This window comes from Bradyrhizobium sp. USDA 4341, assembly GCF_054063755.1.
The window spans coordinates 9,257,020-9,274,014 of sequence record NZ_JBSSGO010000002.1 but is presented as its reverse complement, the minus strand read 5'-3'; the positions used below and the strand labels follow the sequence as shown (position 1 = coordinate 9,274,014).

General features: G+C 60.3%; 15 protein-coding genes. 6 read left to right on the top strand and 9 right to left on the bottom strand.

Translation table 11 applies throughout. The features are described 5' to 3' along the window. Positions 1-244: 244 nt before the first annotated feature. Positions 245-1,321, bottom strand: a complete 1,077-nt coding sequence (locus ACVIGB_RS48970) for a GumC family protein (RefSeq protein ID WP_171948141.1) — start codon at positions 1,319-1,321, stop codon at positions 245-247. 766 nt (positions 1,322-2,087) lie between these two features. Here ACVIGB_RS48970 and ACVIGB_RS48965 point away from each other — a divergent pair. Further along, positions 2,088-3,470 carry a polysaccharide biosynthesis/export family protein gene (locus ACVIGB_RS48965; protein ID WP_456723849.1) on the top strand — a complete coding sequence of 461 codons (1,383 nt, stop codon included), beginning with the start codon at positions 2,088-2,090 and terminating at the stop codon, positions 3,468-3,470. 65 nt (positions 3,471-3,535) lie between these two features. On the opposite strand, the gene ACVIGB_RS48960 is transcribed toward ACVIGB_RS48965, so the two are convergent. Together ACVIGB_RS48960 and ACVIGB_RS48955 are read right to left on the bottom strand one after the other, a co-directional pair. After that, entirely contained in the window at positions 3,536-6,256 is a 2,721-nt protein-coding gene (locus ACVIGB_RS48960; protein ID WP_456723850.1) for a hypothetical protein, read from the bottom strand. A 55-nt stretch (positions 6,257-6,311) separates the two neighbouring features. Beyond that, positions 6,312-6,554: a hypothetical protein gene (locus tag ACVIGB_RS48955; RefSeq protein ID WP_456723851.1), complete on the bottom strand. Its 243-nt coding sequence runs from the start codon at positions 6,552-6,554 to the stop codon at positions 6,312-6,314. An 816-nt stretch (positions 6,555-7,370) separates the two neighbouring features. Between ACVIGB_RS48955 and ACVIGB_RS48950 the strand changes: the two genes are divergently transcribed. Together ACVIGB_RS48950 and ACVIGB_RS48945 are read left to right on the top strand one after the other, a co-directional pair. Beyond that, complete coding sequence (locus tag ACVIGB_RS48950; RefSeq protein ID WP_456723852.1) at positions 7,371-7,559, top strand: hypothetical protein; 189 nt, start codon at positions 7,371-7,373, stop codon at positions 7,557-7,559. Then, the gene (locus ACVIGB_RS48945; protein WP_456749357.1) at positions 7,556-7,699 is read left to right on the top strand and encodes a hypothetical protein; all 144 of its coding nucleotides are present in this window, start codon (positions 7,556-7,558) and stop codon (positions 7,697-7,699) included. Before ACVIGB_RS48950 ends, ACVIGB_RS48945 begins: the two co-directional genes overlap by 4 nt. A 171-nt stretch (positions 7,700-7,870) precedes the next feature. On the opposite strand, the gene ACVIGB_RS48940 is transcribed toward ACVIGB_RS48945, so the two are convergent. The 4 genes from ACVIGB_RS48940 to ACVIGB_RS48925 all read right to left on the bottom strand — a co-directional run bounded on the left by ACVIGB_RS48940 (position 7,871) and on the right by ACVIGB_RS48925 (position 11,424). After that, positions 7,871-8,083: a hypothetical protein gene (locus ACVIGB_RS48940; RefSeq protein WP_456723853.1), complete on the bottom strand. Its 213-nt coding sequence runs from the start codon at positions 8,081-8,083 to the stop codon at positions 7,871-7,873. A gap of 612 nt (positions 8,084-8,695) precedes the next feature. Continuing rightward, positions 8,696-9,481, bottom strand: coding sequence for a hypothetical protein (locus ACVIGB_RS48935; protein WP_456723854.1), 786 nt, complete (start codon positions 9,479-9,481; stop codon positions 8,696-8,698). Between the two features lie 509 nt (positions 9,482-9,990). After that, positions 9,991-10,206, bottom strand: coding sequence for a hypothetical protein (locus tag ACVIGB_RS48930; RefSeq protein WP_456723855.1), 216 nt, complete (start codon positions 10,204-10,206; stop codon positions 9,991-9,993). Between the two features lie 351 nt (positions 10,207-10,557). Beyond that, positions 10,558-11,424: a hypothetical protein gene (locus ACVIGB_RS48925; protein ID WP_456749356.1), complete on the bottom strand. Its 867-nt coding sequence runs from the start codon at positions 11,422-11,424 to the stop codon at positions 10,558-10,560. Between the two features lie 31 nt (positions 11,425-11,455). Here ACVIGB_RS48925 and ACVIGB_RS48920 point away from each other — a divergent pair, with 31 nt between their 5' ends. Continuing rightward, positions 11,456-12,415 (top strand): SGNH/GDSL hydrolase family protein, encoded by a 960-nt coding sequence (locus ACVIGB_RS48920; RefSeq protein ID WP_456749355.1) that lies wholly within the window; start codon positions 11,456-11,458, stop codon positions 12,413-12,415. A 183-nt stretch (positions 12,416-12,598) separates the two neighbouring features. On the opposite strand, the gene ACVIGB_RS48915 is transcribed toward ACVIGB_RS48920, so the two are convergent. Then, a complete protein-coding gene (locus tag ACVIGB_RS48915) occupies positions 12,599-12,808 on the bottom strand; it encodes a hypothetical protein (RefSeq protein ID WP_092125470.1) in 210 nt (69 codons plus the stop codon). Positions 12,809-12,922: 114 nt separating this feature from the next. Beyond that, positions 12,923-14,170 carry a DNA polymerase IV gene (gene dinB / locus ACVIGB_RS48910; protein ID WP_456723858.1) on the bottom strand — a complete coding sequence of 416 codons (1,248 nt, stop codon included), beginning with the start codon at positions 14,168-14,170 and terminating at the stop codon, positions 12,923-12,925. 341 nt (positions 14,171-14,511) lie between these two features. Between dinB and ACVIGB_RS48905 the strand changes: the two genes are divergently transcribed. Together ACVIGB_RS48905 and ACVIGB_RS48900 are read left to right on the top strand one after the other, a co-directional pair. Continuing rightward, the gene (locus tag ACVIGB_RS48905; RefSeq protein ID WP_456723859.1) at positions 14,512-14,778 is read left to right on the top strand and encodes a hypothetical protein; all 267 of its coding nucleotides are present in this window, start codon (positions 14,512-14,514) and stop codon (positions 14,776-14,778) included. A gap of 223 nt (positions 14,779-15,001) precedes the next feature. Further along, on the top strand, positions 15,002-16,168 hold the full coding sequence (locus tag ACVIGB_RS48900) for a hypothetical protein (protein WP_456723860.1): 1,167 nt from the start codon (positions 15,002-15,004) through the stop codon (positions 16,166-16,168). Positions 16,169-16,995: the final 827 nt, after the last annotated feature.

Sequence of the window (16,995 nt, the reverse complement as noted above, 5' to 3'; positions counted from 1 at the left end):
ACCTTGTCTTGATCCCAGCCACAAGCATGACGTCTTCCGAACGCGAATTCCATCGGCCTTCGAGATGGACGGGCCACTGTCGTCTCAAAGGTTGCGCCTGGGATGCGGCTCACGCCACGATCTCTGCGCCGTGCTCGCCGGGCCAAGGTGCCATCGTGCCTGATACTGATCATCCGATGGTGCCTGCCCGCCCGCCGTCCAACACAATGGATCCCAAGCGTTGCTGAAAATGGTTGCTCCGCTCTCACCCCGAACCCGTAAGGCGTACTGGCCTCGTCTTTGTCGATGCTTCAGATTGATGATCCGGTCGAACTGGGTCCGGGACAGGCCACTCGGCTCTATCATCGTGTCCGCGCAAGATGTCCCACGCACCGAAGTGCATGTTGCCATCCATCAGATCCTGCAGCACAGCGACGGCGAGGCCAAGAAGCAGCCCGCCAAGGAGCGCTATTGCAAGCACATTCTTTGGCTTTGGCGAAGCGGCCCTCAGGGGAGGCAACGCCTGAGTAATCAGACTCGCGGCAAACACCGGCGAGGACTGTTGTCGCGTAGCCTCCAGCCTGCGCAGCATGTGACGAAAATTATCATAGGCACTTTTGGATGATTCCGCAGCGGCTACCAACTTATCCATATTGGCAGCGGAATCCGGCTCATCCTTTTTGTTTCTGTTGAAGTCCTCGAGTGCCTTCTGCGCAGCTGACGCTTGAGTGCTCAAGCCATTCAGTCGCTCCCGGACCCACGTCTCATCTTGCAACGAGCCGCCCTGGTCCATTTGGTGAGTAATGTACTTTTCCGCGACGGCGTTCAGAATCTGCGCTGCTCGATCAGGGTCTTTGGAACTGAAGGTGAGCTCGACAAGGTATGTGGGACCGACACGCTTGGCGGTAAGCCTTTGTCCGAAGGATTCCACGGCGTAGCGCATGGCGCTACCTTTGCCTTCCGGTCTAGTCCAGCCGAGCAGACGCGATACGGACAGCACGCTATTACCCTGGCCGCCGGCAAATTCCGGATCCTGCGCAAGACCGAGCTTCTCGATCACGGCACTAGCGATGCTCTCGGACCTGATGATGCCGATCTGACTCTCGACGATGGTTGCGACTGCCGCAACGTCGCTGGGGGTCGCTTTCGAATCTACGATAAGTTGCGCCTTGGAAATAAACGTTGGAGCCGCCATGATGAGGTAGAGCATGGCAACACCAAGCGCTGCGCAACACGCCAGTGATATGGTCAACAGCCGTCGTCTTATGAAGGCAACCACCGCTCGCGGAGAAATGACCGACGTAGGATGAAACTCCGGCGGCGGCGGATCGTCCCGATTCATCCAGCTATCCGTTGTATTCTGTAACATTTTCATACCAGCGCTGATAATTGGAGCTCCGTTGCGGCAGCCAGGTCAAACAGCGCAAGTGGGCTCACTCAAGGGAGCAAGGCTAGCGGAAGGTGCGGCCGGCTGAGTCACATCAATAGGCATTCATGCGCCTTTCGAGACGAGGGTAGCTGGCCGAAACCGGCGAGTGGTCACGGCATCAACCTGTGGTAGACGACGACCGCGAAACGAGCCGAAATCACGCTGGCGAGGAATTCGGCAGCGGCCACAGCCAGTGCGGCCATTAACCGGCCTGACGGCACCTGCTGAATTCACCCTGCTGCCATCGACCGGATGCGCCGGAAGGTTGGCGGAGGCCGGCAAGCTGGTGAAGAACGCAACGTTCATGGCACTCTACGGCCCAACGGCTCATTTCCTGCTGAATCAGTACATTCCGGGTCACAGCTTGGGAAAGGCAATAAATGGGTAATTACGATGGTCCATTGAGCCGCGGCACGACCGGACTAAATTCGAGTGGCGATCCGCTCGCTCGCACATCTCCATGGGTCTGATGCAACCTCGAATTGACGATCAACAAGGCCGATCAATCGAGAATGTGGGCGGTACGTCCTGCCCCCCCGACAGATGTGGGAACGAACCTCGGTTTTGCCGATCGTCCGTCTCGATGGCTACCGGAGCGTCAGCGGTGTTGACGTGTCGGCACGCCGACAGATTCCGCGGGTTTCATCCTGGTGACCACGTCGCAGAGAAAGTTGCCGTCATGCCGAACTTCACACCGCGCAAGCGTTTCAGACTCGGTATCACGGGCAACGGCCTCGGCGGCTATATCAAATGGGGCTTGGCCGCTCTCTGCTTAACGATTTCAGTGGCACAAGCGAAAGCCGAATATCTCGTCAATGCCGGAGATGTGCTGGAGGTCGCGGCCGCGGGCGTGCCGGAGCTGCGATCTCGTGCAGCCGTCCAGACGGACGGGAACATATCGTTGCCGCTCGTCGGAGTGCTTCAGGTAGCGGGCCTGAGCTTGCCGCAGATCCGAGCCAAGGTCGGCGCTGCCCTAGCGAACAAGGTGTTTCGACAGAGAAGTCCGGAAGGGCGTGAAAGCGTCATCGTGATAGATGCAGATGAAATCACGGCAACCGTGGCAGACTACCGGCCGATATACATCAATGGAGATGTCTCGAAGCCGGGCCAGTATCCTTACCTTCCGTCGATCACCGCACGTCAACTCATAGCGCTGGCGAGCGGTTACGACATCATGCATGTGAGAATGAACAATCCGTATCTCGATCTGGCGGACCTGAGAGCCGAGTACGGATCGCTTTGGACAGAATTCGCCAAAGAGCAGGCGCGCTCGTGGCGTATCAAGACGGAACTCGGAGAGGCGACCCAGATCGCTCCAAACGCTACGAAGGAGGCACCGATAGCTCGATCGGCGATTTCAGAAATCTTCAATGCTGAAACGGAGTATTTGAAGGCGAAGCAGAGTGACTATCAGCAGGAGAAGGATTTCCTCCAGCGCGGTGTTCGGCAGGGAGACGAGGAAGTGCGCGTGCTGTCCGAGCAGCAAAAAAGGGAAGAGGAGGGATTTCAATCCGACCAGGACGAGTTGCAAAAAGCGCAAGAAATGTTCGCCAAAGGCACCCTGACCAGCCCGCGCGTTACAGATGCGCGCCGGGCGGTTTTACTGTCGTCAACCAGGAGGTTGCAGACCTCTGCGCAGCTGCTGCAGGTCAAGAAGCAGCAGGATGAACTCTCCAGAAGGCTGACAAAGCTCGATGATCAGCGGCGGCTTGACCTGCTACGTGAGCTGCAGGACACGAGCTTGAGGCTTAACCAGGTTCGCGAGAGATTGCAGGCGGTGGGTGAGAAGATTCAGTACACCGCTATGGTTCGATCACAGCTCGTGCGAGGGAGCGGAAGCAAGCCCGACATTACCATCGTCAGGAAGGGTAAGAACGGGCCGGAACAGATTGCCGCAAGCGAAGATACCGAGTTGCAGCCAGGCGACACGGTCGAAGTATCCTTGCGATACCAGGATCTTCCGGACGTACCGTCCCGAAAGCTGAGCGGTTTAGGCCCGTCACCGGCGACGGGCCGAACTGCGGTGACGGAAGCTGATGCGCCTTCAGTCGGTATCAGATGATGAGGTCGGCCCGATCGGTCACGGTTGCGAGCTGAGGGGCCTGGGACGGCACGTGCCCCGAAATGTTAGCGATGCAGCGCGTCCAGCCGAGCTTTCGCCTCCTTGATTCCTGCTGCATCGGCCCTGGCATACAGCGCCTTTGCTTTGGTCGCATCGCTGCGCGTGCCGTAAGTTCCCCATTTCGCCAGAACCAACGGATCGTAGGTTTCTGCCAGCGCAAAGCTCGCCTGGGCACTGCCCATCTCGACGGCGCGCTCAAGCACAAGCCGCGCCGCCCCTACATCGCCCTGCCGAAGCAGGGAACTGGCACGCGCCACCAACCCTGCAGCTTCCGCAACCTGCTCGGAAGCGGGCTGAACAACAGCGCGAGCAGGTGCCGGGGGTGCCTGCTCGGCGATCGGATTGGCAGCCACTCCGATGTAGCCGGACTTGTCTGGGCCACGCGAACCGGTCGTCACAACATCTGACGCAGTGCCGAGCCCTTTGCGACCTTGGGCCTCATAGGCATGGATCGCGCTCCGCGACAGGAAGAAGTTCTGCGCCCTCACGCCGGCGCTTTCGCCGCGCAATTGCTTCAACTCAGCGGCATCGGCTTCTGTTGCTGTCTTCTGCAGCAAGACGTCCTCGTTTGCCTTTGCGGCCCTCGCCGTCTGGACCTCATTTTCGCGACGCACTGCTGCCAGGTCCTGTTCCAGGCGTGCGGACCGCTCACGCTCCTTTTGCAAATCCGCCGCGCCGCTCTTCCCCGCCGATGTCAGCCGGGACAGATCCTCGGCCGCCTTGGCTGCCAGTGCAGTCTTGGACTCGACATCGCGCCGCGCCGTCGTCAGATCCTGCTCCAGCCGTGCGGACCGCTCGCGTTCCTTTTGCAGGTCCGCAGCCGCGCTCTTACCCGCTGCTTGCAGTCGCGATGTTTGCTCGCCTGCTTGCGTCACCAGCGCGGTCCTACTCTCGACATCACGTCGCGCCGCCGCCAGATCCTGCTCCAGCCGCGCGGATCGCTCGCGTTCCTTTTGCAGGTCCGCAGCGGCGCTCTTGACCACGACTTGCAGCCGTGTGGTTTCGTCGCCTGCTTTCGACACCAGCGCAGTCTTGCTCTCGGCATCACGCCGCGCCGCCACCAGATCCTGCTCCAGCCTGTCAGCCCGTTGACGTGCCGCCTGCAGCAGGTTCTGCGACTCTGCCGCGCCGTTCTCCCGCTCCCGTTTCAATCGGGCTGTTTCATCGCTTGCTTTCGCCGCCAGTGCGGCCTGGACCTCGACTTCACTGCGAGCCACCGCAAGATCCTGCTCCAGCCGGGCCAATTGTCCAAGTTCGACGGGTGCGGCTTTCTGAGCTGAAGCCGCGTCGTGTTCAGCCGCCCGCCTGAGCTCCGTCACTTCTTCGCCAGCCTTGAGCGCCTGCGCCTCATATGCGTAGATCGAGCTGCGCGCCTGGGAGAGTTCCTGTGCAAGCGCATCGGCCTTCGCGCGCGATTGCCTCAGATCGACAACCACGGCTTCCACGGACAGCTTCTGACGCGAGACTTCCTCGCCCGCCTTTGCCACCAGCGCAGTTTGGGCCTCCAGATCACGCCGTGCCGCCGCGAGATCCTGCTCCAGCTGCGCGGACCGCTCATCTTCCTTTTTCAGGTCCGGCGTTCCGCTCGCCTCTGCGGCTTTCAGCCGGGAGGTCTCTTCGGCTGCCTTCGCCGCAAGCGCAGCCTGGGTCTCCAGATCACGCCGCGCCGCCGCGAGATCCCGCTCCAGCCGCGCAGATTGCTCGCGTTCCCGCTGCAGGTCGGCTGCGTCTCTCTCCCCCGACTGCCTGAGGCGGGACGCCTCCTCGCTCGCTTTCGTCGCAATAGTAGTCTGTGTCTCCAGCTCCCCTCGCGCGACGGCGAGATCCTGCTCAAGACGTGCGAACTGTTCCGGGTAGCGAAGCGACCCGGTATCGCTCGCAGTAGCCTGTCCGAGTTCGGCCAGTTCTCCTCCAGCCGCACGGGCTTGAGCTTCGTAGGCCTGGATTGCGCTCCGCGTCAAAGAAAAGCCGCCCGCCGGCACTCCGGCCTTTGCAGGCGGTTGCCTTGTCTCGGCCGTGCCGATCTCCCCCGCTCGCTTCAGCCGTGAAACTTCCTCGCCTGCTTGTGCTGCCAGCGCGGTCTGGGTCTCGACATCGCGTCGCGCCGCCACGAGATCCTGTTCCAGCCTTCCTGCCCTCTCCAGCGCTTGTTGCAGCGCATCCTGCACCCCCGCACCACCCTGCACGGCTTGTTTCACCCGGGCAGCATCTTCGACGGCCTTGTTGGCCAGGGCAGTCTGGACTTCGAGGTCGCGTCGAGCCGCGGCGAGACCCTGCTCCAACGTCTCTGCCCTCTCACGCTCGTGCTCGAGGCGCTGCAGCAAGCCAATGTCAAGCCTTGCGGTGGAGAGTTCGCAGGACAGGCTGCCACCCAAATTGGGCTCCTGGTCCGAGGGAGGCCCGCTCTGGTCGCGCGCTTCCTGTACGATCCGCATCGGCCGCTTGGTATCGCTTTCGTCCCGCGGCGTAGCCTCGGAATTGCCGTCCTCCGCCGCGGCAGCCGAATTGACAATGCGAAGGGCCATCGTTTGCTGCGCATCTGCCGCGAGACGCACAGGATCGGGCGACGCCCGTGTTGTTTCGGGTGCCCATGCGGTTGCGAGCATGGCGACGGCCGTCGACCACAGGAGTACAGGCTGTGCAACGCTGAGCAGGCGTCGCGGCGGCGCGCCTGCGATGTCGCCGGCGCGGCCTACTTCATTGTCGAGGAGAACCGTGCGGTCCATCCGCAATCACCTTTCGTTTGGCGACACGATCTATCGAGGTGCGGCGTTAAGCGCCCTACCCTCGGCGCGAAGCCCATGATCCGGATTGAAGCCCCGCTCCCAATGTGACCACCTCGATTCTCACCTTCTCACCGAGATCGCTGTAACATTGTGCGACGTTGGTCGCATTGTTAAGGAGCGGATTGTTCGTGAGCACCAGCACCACGAGCACGAGCACGGCAATCCGCCGTTTGCGGTTCGTGGCACTGCTGCATTTATCTTCCCATGGGACCCTGCCTTCGCCGATCCGAATTTTCATCGTAGTTTCGTGCAGTTCGCCCTCGCGCGCTATTTCCCCTTGGAGGAGCCCGCCTAACCCTTCCGGATTATGCGCTCTGCCACCTGACCTGACGCAGCAACGAGGAATCGATTGACCAGTGCATCACCGCGCACCGGGAACACCGCCTGACCGCCGGGATGGCAGGAATTCGAAACACCGATCAATTGCGCACCGGAATATTTACCGAGGTACGGATTCGCCGTGCCGGTGTCTTGGCAGTCGTCGGCACCGTCGATCGCGGCAGCCTTCGCTCAACTGGTCTTTGATCACGGACACGGCCGGACTTGAGGCATCGATGGACCGGCGAATAATCCCCCTAGCGAGTAGCATCGTAGTTGCCAAAATTGATCGTGACTCCGGATGGCTCCGCGACAGTTTGACGGAATACCTCGGAATTTCCAGCCAACGCTCTGCAAGGAAGGGTAACTAATCTACACTCGCTTCATTGCAGCGGGAGCAGATCGTGCGTTGCGCGCCCTCGATCGTTCGCAAGATGCGGAGCAAAGCCTCGATTTTGTAATTGCGGGAGGCCTTATGGTCCTGGATAGGTCGCGCCTCGCGCGATACCGGTGATGATGCGAGCACACATCGCGAGACGCTGCTCCGGGGCCGTGCAGGGACGCCATTCGGTGCGCATCGTCGCCTTCCACACTGCCAGGAAAGGTTGCGCAAAGTCACAACCGAAATCATTGAAGCGGCGCAGAGACAGTGGCGAGATTTTTCCCGGCTCTCTGCAATTTTGTTGGGAATGGCCGGGGGCTGTCCGCCTATTGCCGGTCTCGCATGGAGACGAAGATGACCGACGAGCAGTTGATGCGCCTGAAAGTCTACGGGAACAATGTCCAGCGCTATCGCCGATTGCTCAAGGGCAACCTAACCGAACAAGAGAGGGAATTCGTCGAAAGGCGCCTCACTGAAGAACAGTTGGCGATCCAGAGGCTAAGGACGAATGGCCTCGTACATGGCACGTCGGAGATAGCGTGAACGGGTTATTTCCTCCGCAAGACCATGGCATCACGCTGATTTTTGACCGCAGCGCCGGGCGGCAGCATGTAAATGAAGAACAGGCTCTCAAGAAGTTCCCGGCTTGTTCTAAAGGCTCGCACAGCAATGGCGGTCCTTAACGCTCAGCAATCGCAGTCGAATTCCGCAAGGGCCTAACTTCGTTCCACGAAGGTGTCGCCATTTTGCCCCGCCTCGTTCCCCGATGTCTCATTCTGTTCATATATCTTACTAGGTAACACAGGCGTCATTTGTTCGCGGTCTGTTTCGCCGATACTTCGCGATGCAGTCGATCACGGCCAAAGCCGTGCATTGCCCGCAGTTGCCAGTAGAGCGTCGGTCAAAGCCTGCTTTATGCGTTCGGCCTGCTCCTTCGTCAGCTTCTCGGCAAAGCGGCCACCCTTTTCGAGTTGCGCCGGCCCCTTGAGCTCTCGATCATAAACCATCCAGTCGGTGCTTCCTTTCCGAACGAGGAATCTAGCCTGCTCAGGCGCGGTGAAGTTCAACGATGCCTCCCAATCAATTCGGTCCGCCGATCTCAAAAATACACAGCCGGGGACGGTCTATTCCTAAACCGGGACACTGAAATTCCCAGCATCGCCTAGACTGCAAGGCCTATGCCGATACACCCCCGTTTCCGCGGAACCATGCCGCGGCGTGTAGTATGGCAATGACCCTGAGGTAGTTGATCTCCGACGTTGCGCCTTGCATGACGTAGAGCCAGACAGTTCTCACAGCTCGGCCTTCTACTCTGCGGGTTCCGCTCGATGTCGCTCGCTAGTCCGAGGTATCGCGCGGGTGACGAAGCCCACTTCGCTCGTATGGAGCCGTCTCTTCGACTTTGCGAAGGGAACCCTCGATGCCGACGAGGAGAGCTCGCGATGCGCCATGCGCGCGACCCGATCAGAATAGAGGCCGCGGGTTAGCCGAGCCACCCGATTGCGCGGCGTGGTTCTGGAGGCCGCTACATCGTCCCGCATCGCTTCGCGCGCTGGGCGAGGTGCCGCTCACCGACCGCCGCCGATTCCAGGTCATTCCTTGAGGTCAGGTTTAAGAGGCCGCCGTCCCAGCGCCAGCGGCCTATCCGTTACTGCCTGTCATGAAGGTGGATTCGCAGATTAGCGCGCTGACCACGGCCATGCCGACGGTTGCGGCTTGTTGGCTTGCGGGCGCGCCGCATTCGGCGCCCGCTTGTGCGTCTGGGTGACATTGGTCGGCGGCCGCGGACGCGGCACTGGTATTTCGGAGGTTACCTTTGGTTGTTCTGACGACGGCTTAGGCTCGTCAGGCTCTGCCTTTGGCGCCGAAGCGTTGGCGATCAGACTGGCCAGTTGTTCCTGGCTTGCGTTGAGCCGCTCGGTCATCGTCTTGCTGTCCTGCGCCATCTGAATCTGGGCAGCCTTGATCTGGCCAATGACATCGTTGTTGCGTGCTGTTTCCACCTGACTCGCCTTGAGTAGGCTTGCCACGCTTTCATTGTCGCGGGCCATCTGTTCTTGCCTCAGTTGTAGTTGTTCGACCGCTTGCCTTAGAGAGGCGAGATCACGCGCCATCGGTTGGAGCTGTTGTGCAATATCCGGGGAAGGTACGACGGCAGTCGGTGCAATGTCTTTCGGCCGGGCTTGTGTCAGAGGTGTGGAGTTTGAGGGGGATACGACCGCCGTACCAACGGAGGACCACCACCAAGTACCCCCAACAATGGATGCCAGCACAACAAGGCCGATGGAGGCCGGATAGCGCCAATCTTCCAATCGATGAACCATTGCTCGCAACGCTCGAGGCACTTTCGTGCTGGTCGTTGGACTCAACGGACTGACTCCCGCTTCACGCGCGAAGTTCGAAAGCTGCTCCTCCAAGCTCGTGAGCCGCCCTTCCGCAACCTTGTTATCCCGCGTGGAGTCCATTTGGTGCTCCGCAACAAACAAAATGCAATCCGACCGAGAGCAGAACCAATGGCCGACTGAACGGTCCATTCAAGTGCGCAAATGGGAAAGCGGGTAGCGTACCGCAGCCTAGGCGAGCAGGGAAGCGGCTCGACGCGCTTGAGCTCGCTCGGACTGCAAGGGCATTAGTCCGACGCTGAACGGCTTGCTGCCTCGGTCAGTGCCCCCGGCTGGAAACCCTCCCTGGCAAGGTTTCCATGCCAGGCCACGAACTGTCTCCGGCAAACTACCGCTCGCGCCCTAGCAACACAATGGAACGTCTTAGGGCCCGGTGCGGCTATTTTACGGGAAATCGTTCCCGAACCAGTTCGGACGCGATGTCTGCCGATCGTCCTATGCTAGGGAGCTCCGCCGCACCGGTGCCAGGCTCCGCTGGCACGCGACTGTCGTGGTCGTTTCCTAGCGGGATCGCTGCTCGTCAAACACACTGCGCAAGCAAATAGCTGAGAGGCGCGTGGCCATAACCATCTTCAGCCGACCCTAACAAACGTCCACTCGGGAACTTCAAACGGTAGGCCACGGGCCGACGGATAATGGGAATAACCTCCGAGGAGATCGAGCGCGGCCACTGCCGAGTGATAGGACCCAAAATCCTCCTCTTCGAAGAAGAAGTGAAATCGCCCGTTCAGCGGCACGATGCGAAACGTGCCGCCCTTGGAGCGGAATTCCCAATAGCCTGACGTCATTGCCGCCGCCAGACGCGCCGACGACCGGTTCTTGCGGCCTCGAACGTGCAAACGATCAACCTAACGTCATGACCAATGTGGAAGCCTTTGAATGTCATCTGAGGAGCGCCTTCGAATCGGGCTGATTCTACAGCGGAAAGACATTGTCAGCCAAAGCGCCGACCGACTTGTCCATCGACTTTCAGAGCGAGCGGCTAACAGCGCGACAAATCGTCAATCGATTGAAGCGCGGAATATTACGGGAGTAATGCAGGTCGTGGGCTGACAGCGGGAGCTTGTGACATAGTGGATAAGCTTCCCCGCGTGTTGGACAGACGCGTCGCGGTCGACCGGCTCATCAAACTGCCACCATCAATCAGGCACCCATTTGATGGAAGCCGGATCGGCCGGCCGCGTGGTCGTGTAAGTCACCAGGTCGTATCCTCGCTCGACGACGAGATCGGCAACTTCGACGAAGCCTTCGTCATTCTCCTCCTTCGAGCTATGCAGCGTCACATCGCTCATGGAGACATTCTGGCTTGTCAGGGACAGCCTGACCATTCCCTGATGGTCTCGAATTGGCCTGCAGATTGGAATGAGCCGCGCCTCGAAATTTGTCGGGTGATAGGGCTTGAGACGCAGGTTCTTGTGGAAGGTTCTGTCTCCCTCGATCGACAGCACGCTCTTACAGGCTGCCGAGTTCACCATGAGGCCGCGGATGGATGAATCCGACCCGATGTGGATCGGGTACGTCTCGCCGCGTTCCAGCCGGACGCCCGAAAACGCGATCAGCCTCGACGAATACTCCACCGGTGTGCCCGCAATTTGATCTTTGAGCGGCACGCGGTCGTAAGCCGTGAAGGCAAACGTGCGTTTGCACTTTGCAGTCTTGGCCGTCCTTATCTTAGTCAAGAAATTGCCAAGGTGCGTCGCTATCAAGCCCGACAAGAACTCGGCTGGATGACTGCCGTCTGCATAGAGTTCCTTCGCGTCTACGTTCTTGGACTTGACGACCGCGGCAATGACATCTCTTACATCAAGATAGTACCAGTCCTGCTTCTGGCAGACGGAAATGCAGGCGGAGATGATCGTTCTTGATGCGTTGATGTCGCTCACCGGTATGCAGACAAAAACCGGCTCGCAATTGGCGCGTTTGGCGGAATGCCCAATCCACTCGACCCACCTCACAACATCGTAGTAATCGATCGCATTGGCGGAAAGCAGCGAAAAATCGATCACGCATGTATCGACAATGCAAAACTCCGAGCCTTTGAAGAAGTCGCCCTGGGCGAAGTACGGACCGAGCAAGGACGGAGATGCACCGATCCTTCCTGCCGATTTCACTTCAATTGTGTCATCGGCGTCCAGAAATTTCTGGAAAAAGCCTGCCTTCAGGATGCTGTTTGACTGTCCCAGGATCGAAATGCTCAGCGACATCAGATTGACCGCCCTCAGATGGAACCGCGCAATGACATCGAAAACGCACGATGGAGAACTCCGCAACACCGCGTCAATCGTCTATGTCGCGGCGACGTTATCAATTGTCGCGGCGCTCTGTCTACCACCGGAGGGACGCGCGCAAAGTTCGAGAGCTGGATGCGACAAGACCGATACGCAATTCGCCGTAACAGCCGCGATGCCGGACAATGCCGATGCCCTGCGCAAATATGAGAGAAATGTGTCGGGCCTGTCCGGCGATGTCTCGACGGTGTTGCTTGGCGACTCGCTGGTTGAGGCGTGGCCCAGGGAACTATCAGCCTCGCTCGGCGCCGGACCGGTGGCCAACCTCGGCGTCGGACGCGACAGGATTCAGAACACGCTCTGGTTCATCGAACACGAACGCGAGCGGCTGCGAAAAATCAAGCCGAAGTCCATCATCGTGCTGGTCGGGACCAACAACATCTATCTCGATAAGCCGTGCGGAGTGATGGAATCCTACCAAAAGCTGTTTGAGGAGATCAGGTCGCTTTGGCCGAACGGCAAGATTTTCTCCATCCAGATTCTGCCGCGAGGCGACCAGATGAAGGGTGCAGCCGAGAATATTGGGTCTGTCAATGCCGAGCTCAGCAGAAGAAGCAGGGAACTCGGAATCAGAACGATCGACGCCTCCGACATCGCATGCGGACGAACAACGCCGTGCGCCAATTACAAGAGCGATCTCCTGCACCTGACGCCATCCGGATACGAAGCCCTGACCAGGATCGCCAAAGCAGGCATTGGTTCATCGTAGGCGTCCAACGAAGCTGCGCCGGAGCCGTCAATGGCGCTTGGGCGCGATCTGGCCTGCCAAAGCGCGATGAGATTGGGTTGAAATCGTCATCGCGCTTTAGTTCATTGTTTAGGGATGATCTCCGCGCAAACGCCTTGCGTTGGTCGCGAGGGAAAGCCGCTTCGCACTTTTCCGGATCATGCTTTACGTCAGCATCGAGATGATCGATTGCAGCTGATCGGATGCCGACGCCACGAGCCCGTCGAACGACGTCTGGCCGTGCGCCGCCGCCCGCAAGATGCATTCGGCAACGGCCGCCTTGAGACCGAACACGGATTGATCGGCCGGCACGCTTGCCATCACCGTCTCCAGCGCGTCGCGCATCGTCTGGATCAGTTCGGAGCTGAATTTCATGGCTATCCTCCGCACGCTCAGGATAGACCGGGCGCGCCACGCCACCACTCACAAGCCCGCGATTCCGGATTGCCTTTTCTTAATGCAATGACAGGACAGTGAATCGGTGAAGAGCTAGAGCTCCTTCTCGGCCAGCTTGCGGAAATCGTCGGGCACCGAACGAACGACCTCCAGCGCTGCCGAACCGTATCCGATCGCATCCCAGCCAAAACGATCGCGGACCTTGTCGATGGCACAGTCCGCGGCCCAGCGCGCCATCCCTAATGGACTTCCGGGACGAAGCGCTTGATCGGCCAGTCCGAGCGGAAGCTCGAGCGCAAGATCCCAATGCTCCTCGAGATGCGACACCGAGATTGCCAGCAGCGAAATGAATTTCTCGCTTGGGTGATCAGCAAGCGTGGCGCGCACCAGTCTCTCGGCGAGGCTGGCGAGGATCACCGTCGTGCACACGGGCGCATCGAGCGTCATCGAGCGCGTCACCGATTTCAGGTCGGCGAAGCGAACGCGCACCGTCACGGTTCGTCCAGGCCGGGATTTCGCCCGAAGCCGCGTGGCGACGCGGTCGGCGAGATGAAGCAGCGTCGGCCGAATGACCTGCTCGATCGCGGGCTTTCGGCCGAGTGCCGATTGTGCTCCTGCCGATCGCGCGCGCCGGTGCGGCGTGAGCTGTCGCGGATCGCAATTCCAGGCCAGCGCGGCGAGTTTCTCGCCCGCCGCCGGACCGAGCAGCCGCGTCAGCGACCGCTCCGACAATTTGGCGAGTTGACCGATCGTCGAGACACCGATCGCGTCCAGCCGTGTCCTGGTGACCGGCCCTACTCCCCACATCAATTCAACCGGCAGTTCGTGCAGGAATCCGAGCTCGGCGTCGGGATCGACGACGACAAGCCCGTCGGGCTTTGCAACCTGCGAGGCGATCTTCGCCAGATGCTTGGTGCGGGCGACACCCACCGAGATCGCAAGGCCGAGCTCTGTGCGCACGCGCCGCCGGATCGCCGCGGCTATTTCGGCGGGCGTTCCGAACAGATGCGTGCAGCCGGCAACATCGGCAAACGCCTCGTCGATCGAAATGCGCTCGACGAGCGGGGTGAAGTCGCCGACCACCTTGATGGCTGCGTCACCCAGCCTTTGGTAATCGCTGAAGTGGCCGCCGACGAAAATCAATTGCGGGCAGAGCCGGCGAGCTTCCCGTCCCGACATGCCGCCGTACACCCCGAAGGCCTTGGCCTCATAGGACGCGGCAAGCACAACCCCGCCTCCGACGGCGATCGGCTTGCCTTGGAGCGACGGCTCAAGCAGCTGCTCGACCGATGCGTAAAACGCATCCAGGTCCGCGTGAAGGATGGTGGCTGCGGCTGCCATCTCAACCCGTTCATCCCTGACCTGACCAAGACTGCTCGTCCCTGGACGCTACAATAGACGCCAGAACGAAACAAGAACAAATTCCACTCGACCAGGAATGGCCGCGGGCGCTGGCGGTCTCCCGGCGAACGTTGGGCGCGCTGTGGTGCCAAGCATCGATGCGGGCTGCCGGTTGCCGTCGAAGGAATCACCGCGAGGCAGTTGGCAGGTCGCTCGACGTCCACGGGCATTCTCTGCCGAAGACGAGCACCACGACGCGCGGCTGTCGCGTCCCGCTGCGCCAGCTCGCTCATGAGCCGGCGTTGTTTGACGAACAGGCTTTTTCGGGTAGAGATCAACGCATGACCGACCACTCTCATCAGGTGGACTTCCAGGCCGCGGCCTCGCTTTACAAATGGCCTTCTCTCGGCAATTCCAGGCGAGAGGGTCGCGCGCCCTATATGATCGTCAACGGAACGCTCGACCAATGCATCCGGGACTTCATGGGCAAGCCCGAGAAGACCCGGCATCTCTACGAGATCCGGACCACGTCGCAGCCTCCCCTCGTGCCGGATGTGCTGTCGCCCGAGCACGTGATCGAGCTCTCCAGGCTTCGCGAGTTTCTCTGAGGCGCTTCAGCGGACGTGATCCCGACGCGTCTCGTTCGCAGGCGTGCGCCGGAAGGCGCATTGTTTGCCTCTGAGGGAGCCGCTACACTTGCCTGGTTCTCCGAGTGACGGACGTCCGCGCCGGCATGATTGACCCGCTTCGGCCTCGTCTGCGGTTCGCACATCGCCGGCACGGGAGCGGAGCGGCTGCACGACCGGTTGCCGGGGCATCGAGGGGCGCCACATGAGGTTCAATCTGGCGATCTTGAGCGTGCTGGCCGCAAGACCCGAGCAACGGATTCCGCTTGAAGAGGTCAGCCGCGAAGTCAAGCGCATGATCGCCGCGGGCGATGCAGCCACCAAGTTGAAGCGATCGTCGGAGCTTGGCGACGCCGACGTCTTCCAATCCGGATGGGCCTCGATCAATGAGGCCGGGCTGCAGATCACGGACTCCGGCCTGGCGCTATGGCGCTCGCTTGAAGCCTCCCGCGCCGAACAGGAACTCAGCGAGCAGGAGCTCGGCGAGCAAGAGGTCGATGAGCAAGAGCCCGGCGAACGGCAAGCGGAGCGCGTAGAGACCGCTGCTGCCGACCCGCGCGATGCGATCAGCGATGCTGTGATCGAACGGCCCGGCGCGATCGATCGGCAAATCCTTCGCGTGATGGAAGGAGGCCTTGCCGATCGCACGACCTTGGGCGCAAGCCGCGCAATGGCAGCACCCGCCCCACCCGCGCGCGCGCCGATCATCCCCGAGCCGGCATTTGGCTCCATTCACGAGCCGGACCGAAACGTTTCTCGGCTCTCGCAGCTTGTAAAACTCCTCGGCACCGGCATGCCGCGATTTGCCCGGGCGCGGCGGCGGCGTTCCGAGGGCGACGTGCCGGATCGGAAGACGGCCAAGGGCGTCGGAATGCCCGGGCTGGCCGTTGCGTGCCTCAGCCTGATCTCGGTCGTCGCGTGCGTTGCGGCAGCGATTGCACTCGGCCAGATCACCTCGCTGAAGTCGGATAACGCCACGCTGCGGCGCGAGCTGATCCCGTTGAGGGAACGTCTGGTACGACTCGAACAGGACTCCGCGAAACGCGAAGCCGCCCAGCAGGACGAAGCGCAAGACAAGCTTGAGGCGGACAAGAAGGCCGCTGACGCCGGGAGCGAACCGGCTGCGCTCAACCTCTCGCGAGAAGAGATTCAGATCATAAGGGAGTACATCAAGGCTGCCCCTTCGGCCGGCGCAGATGCAACGATGATCAACGTCGGCGATCCCGTCACCGGCGGAATGATCCCGCTGCCATCACCGTTGACGGCGAAGGTTCCGCGCCTCGTCGGTGCGAGGTTTGCGACCCGCAACGGCGCCATCATCATCAGCACGCGAAACAGCCGCCGCGTCGATGCCGTGCTGATGCCGAACTAGATCATCCCACATCGCAACCTTCAAGTTCCTCAACACCTAGCAGCAAGTATAAATCGCGCGGCCGGCGCTATAAATTCGACGCCCATTGATTGGACCGTGAAAGGAAATGAAAAGGGGCCGTGTCGCGAGACGGCCCCTTACCCGGAAATCTGCAATATTGATCTTGATGCAATCTAGCCCCGGTGTTGAGAGTATGAGCGCCCTTCGCATTTGCAGCAAAATCCGGGAAAGTACGGGCGAACATTCTCACTCAGCGCACGGATTGCGTGCACTGAGGTCGTCTCTTGGGCCGCATCGCACTTCTGGCTTGCCGAACCACTAGGCTCACTGCGAGCCTCAGAATCTCTTGAAGGGTGGACATGAAACGTGCCGGGGCAGTCGCGGTTTGGCTCGTGCCCTACGTGCTTGCCGCGAATGCGAATGCACAAAGCTGCCTCACGGGGCCCATCAAAACGAAGGACGGCTCGTTGCAAACGTGGACTGTCGTCAATCGTTGCGGCGCACCGGTAATGATGCGCTATTTGGTGAAGAGCCCCGTCGACAGCGTTGCAAGACTCGCAGTCGTCCCGGCCTGCAGTAAGCAGCGAATTGTTCAAACCTTCGAGACTGATCAGATCGATTTTCTAGACACGGCATACAGTCCAGGCTGGGAGAAGATCTGCCCATCGTTGGACAATGAGAGTCGCTTAAAAAAACGACCGGACAAATCAACCAACGATGCAGATCAGATCCCTTTTCCACCCATAAGCCCCCCACCCCTGGCTGGTCCCAAGCCAATAAGCCCTGCGGGAGAAAAGCCCACTCCCAAAGGACAACCCGAGCATTAA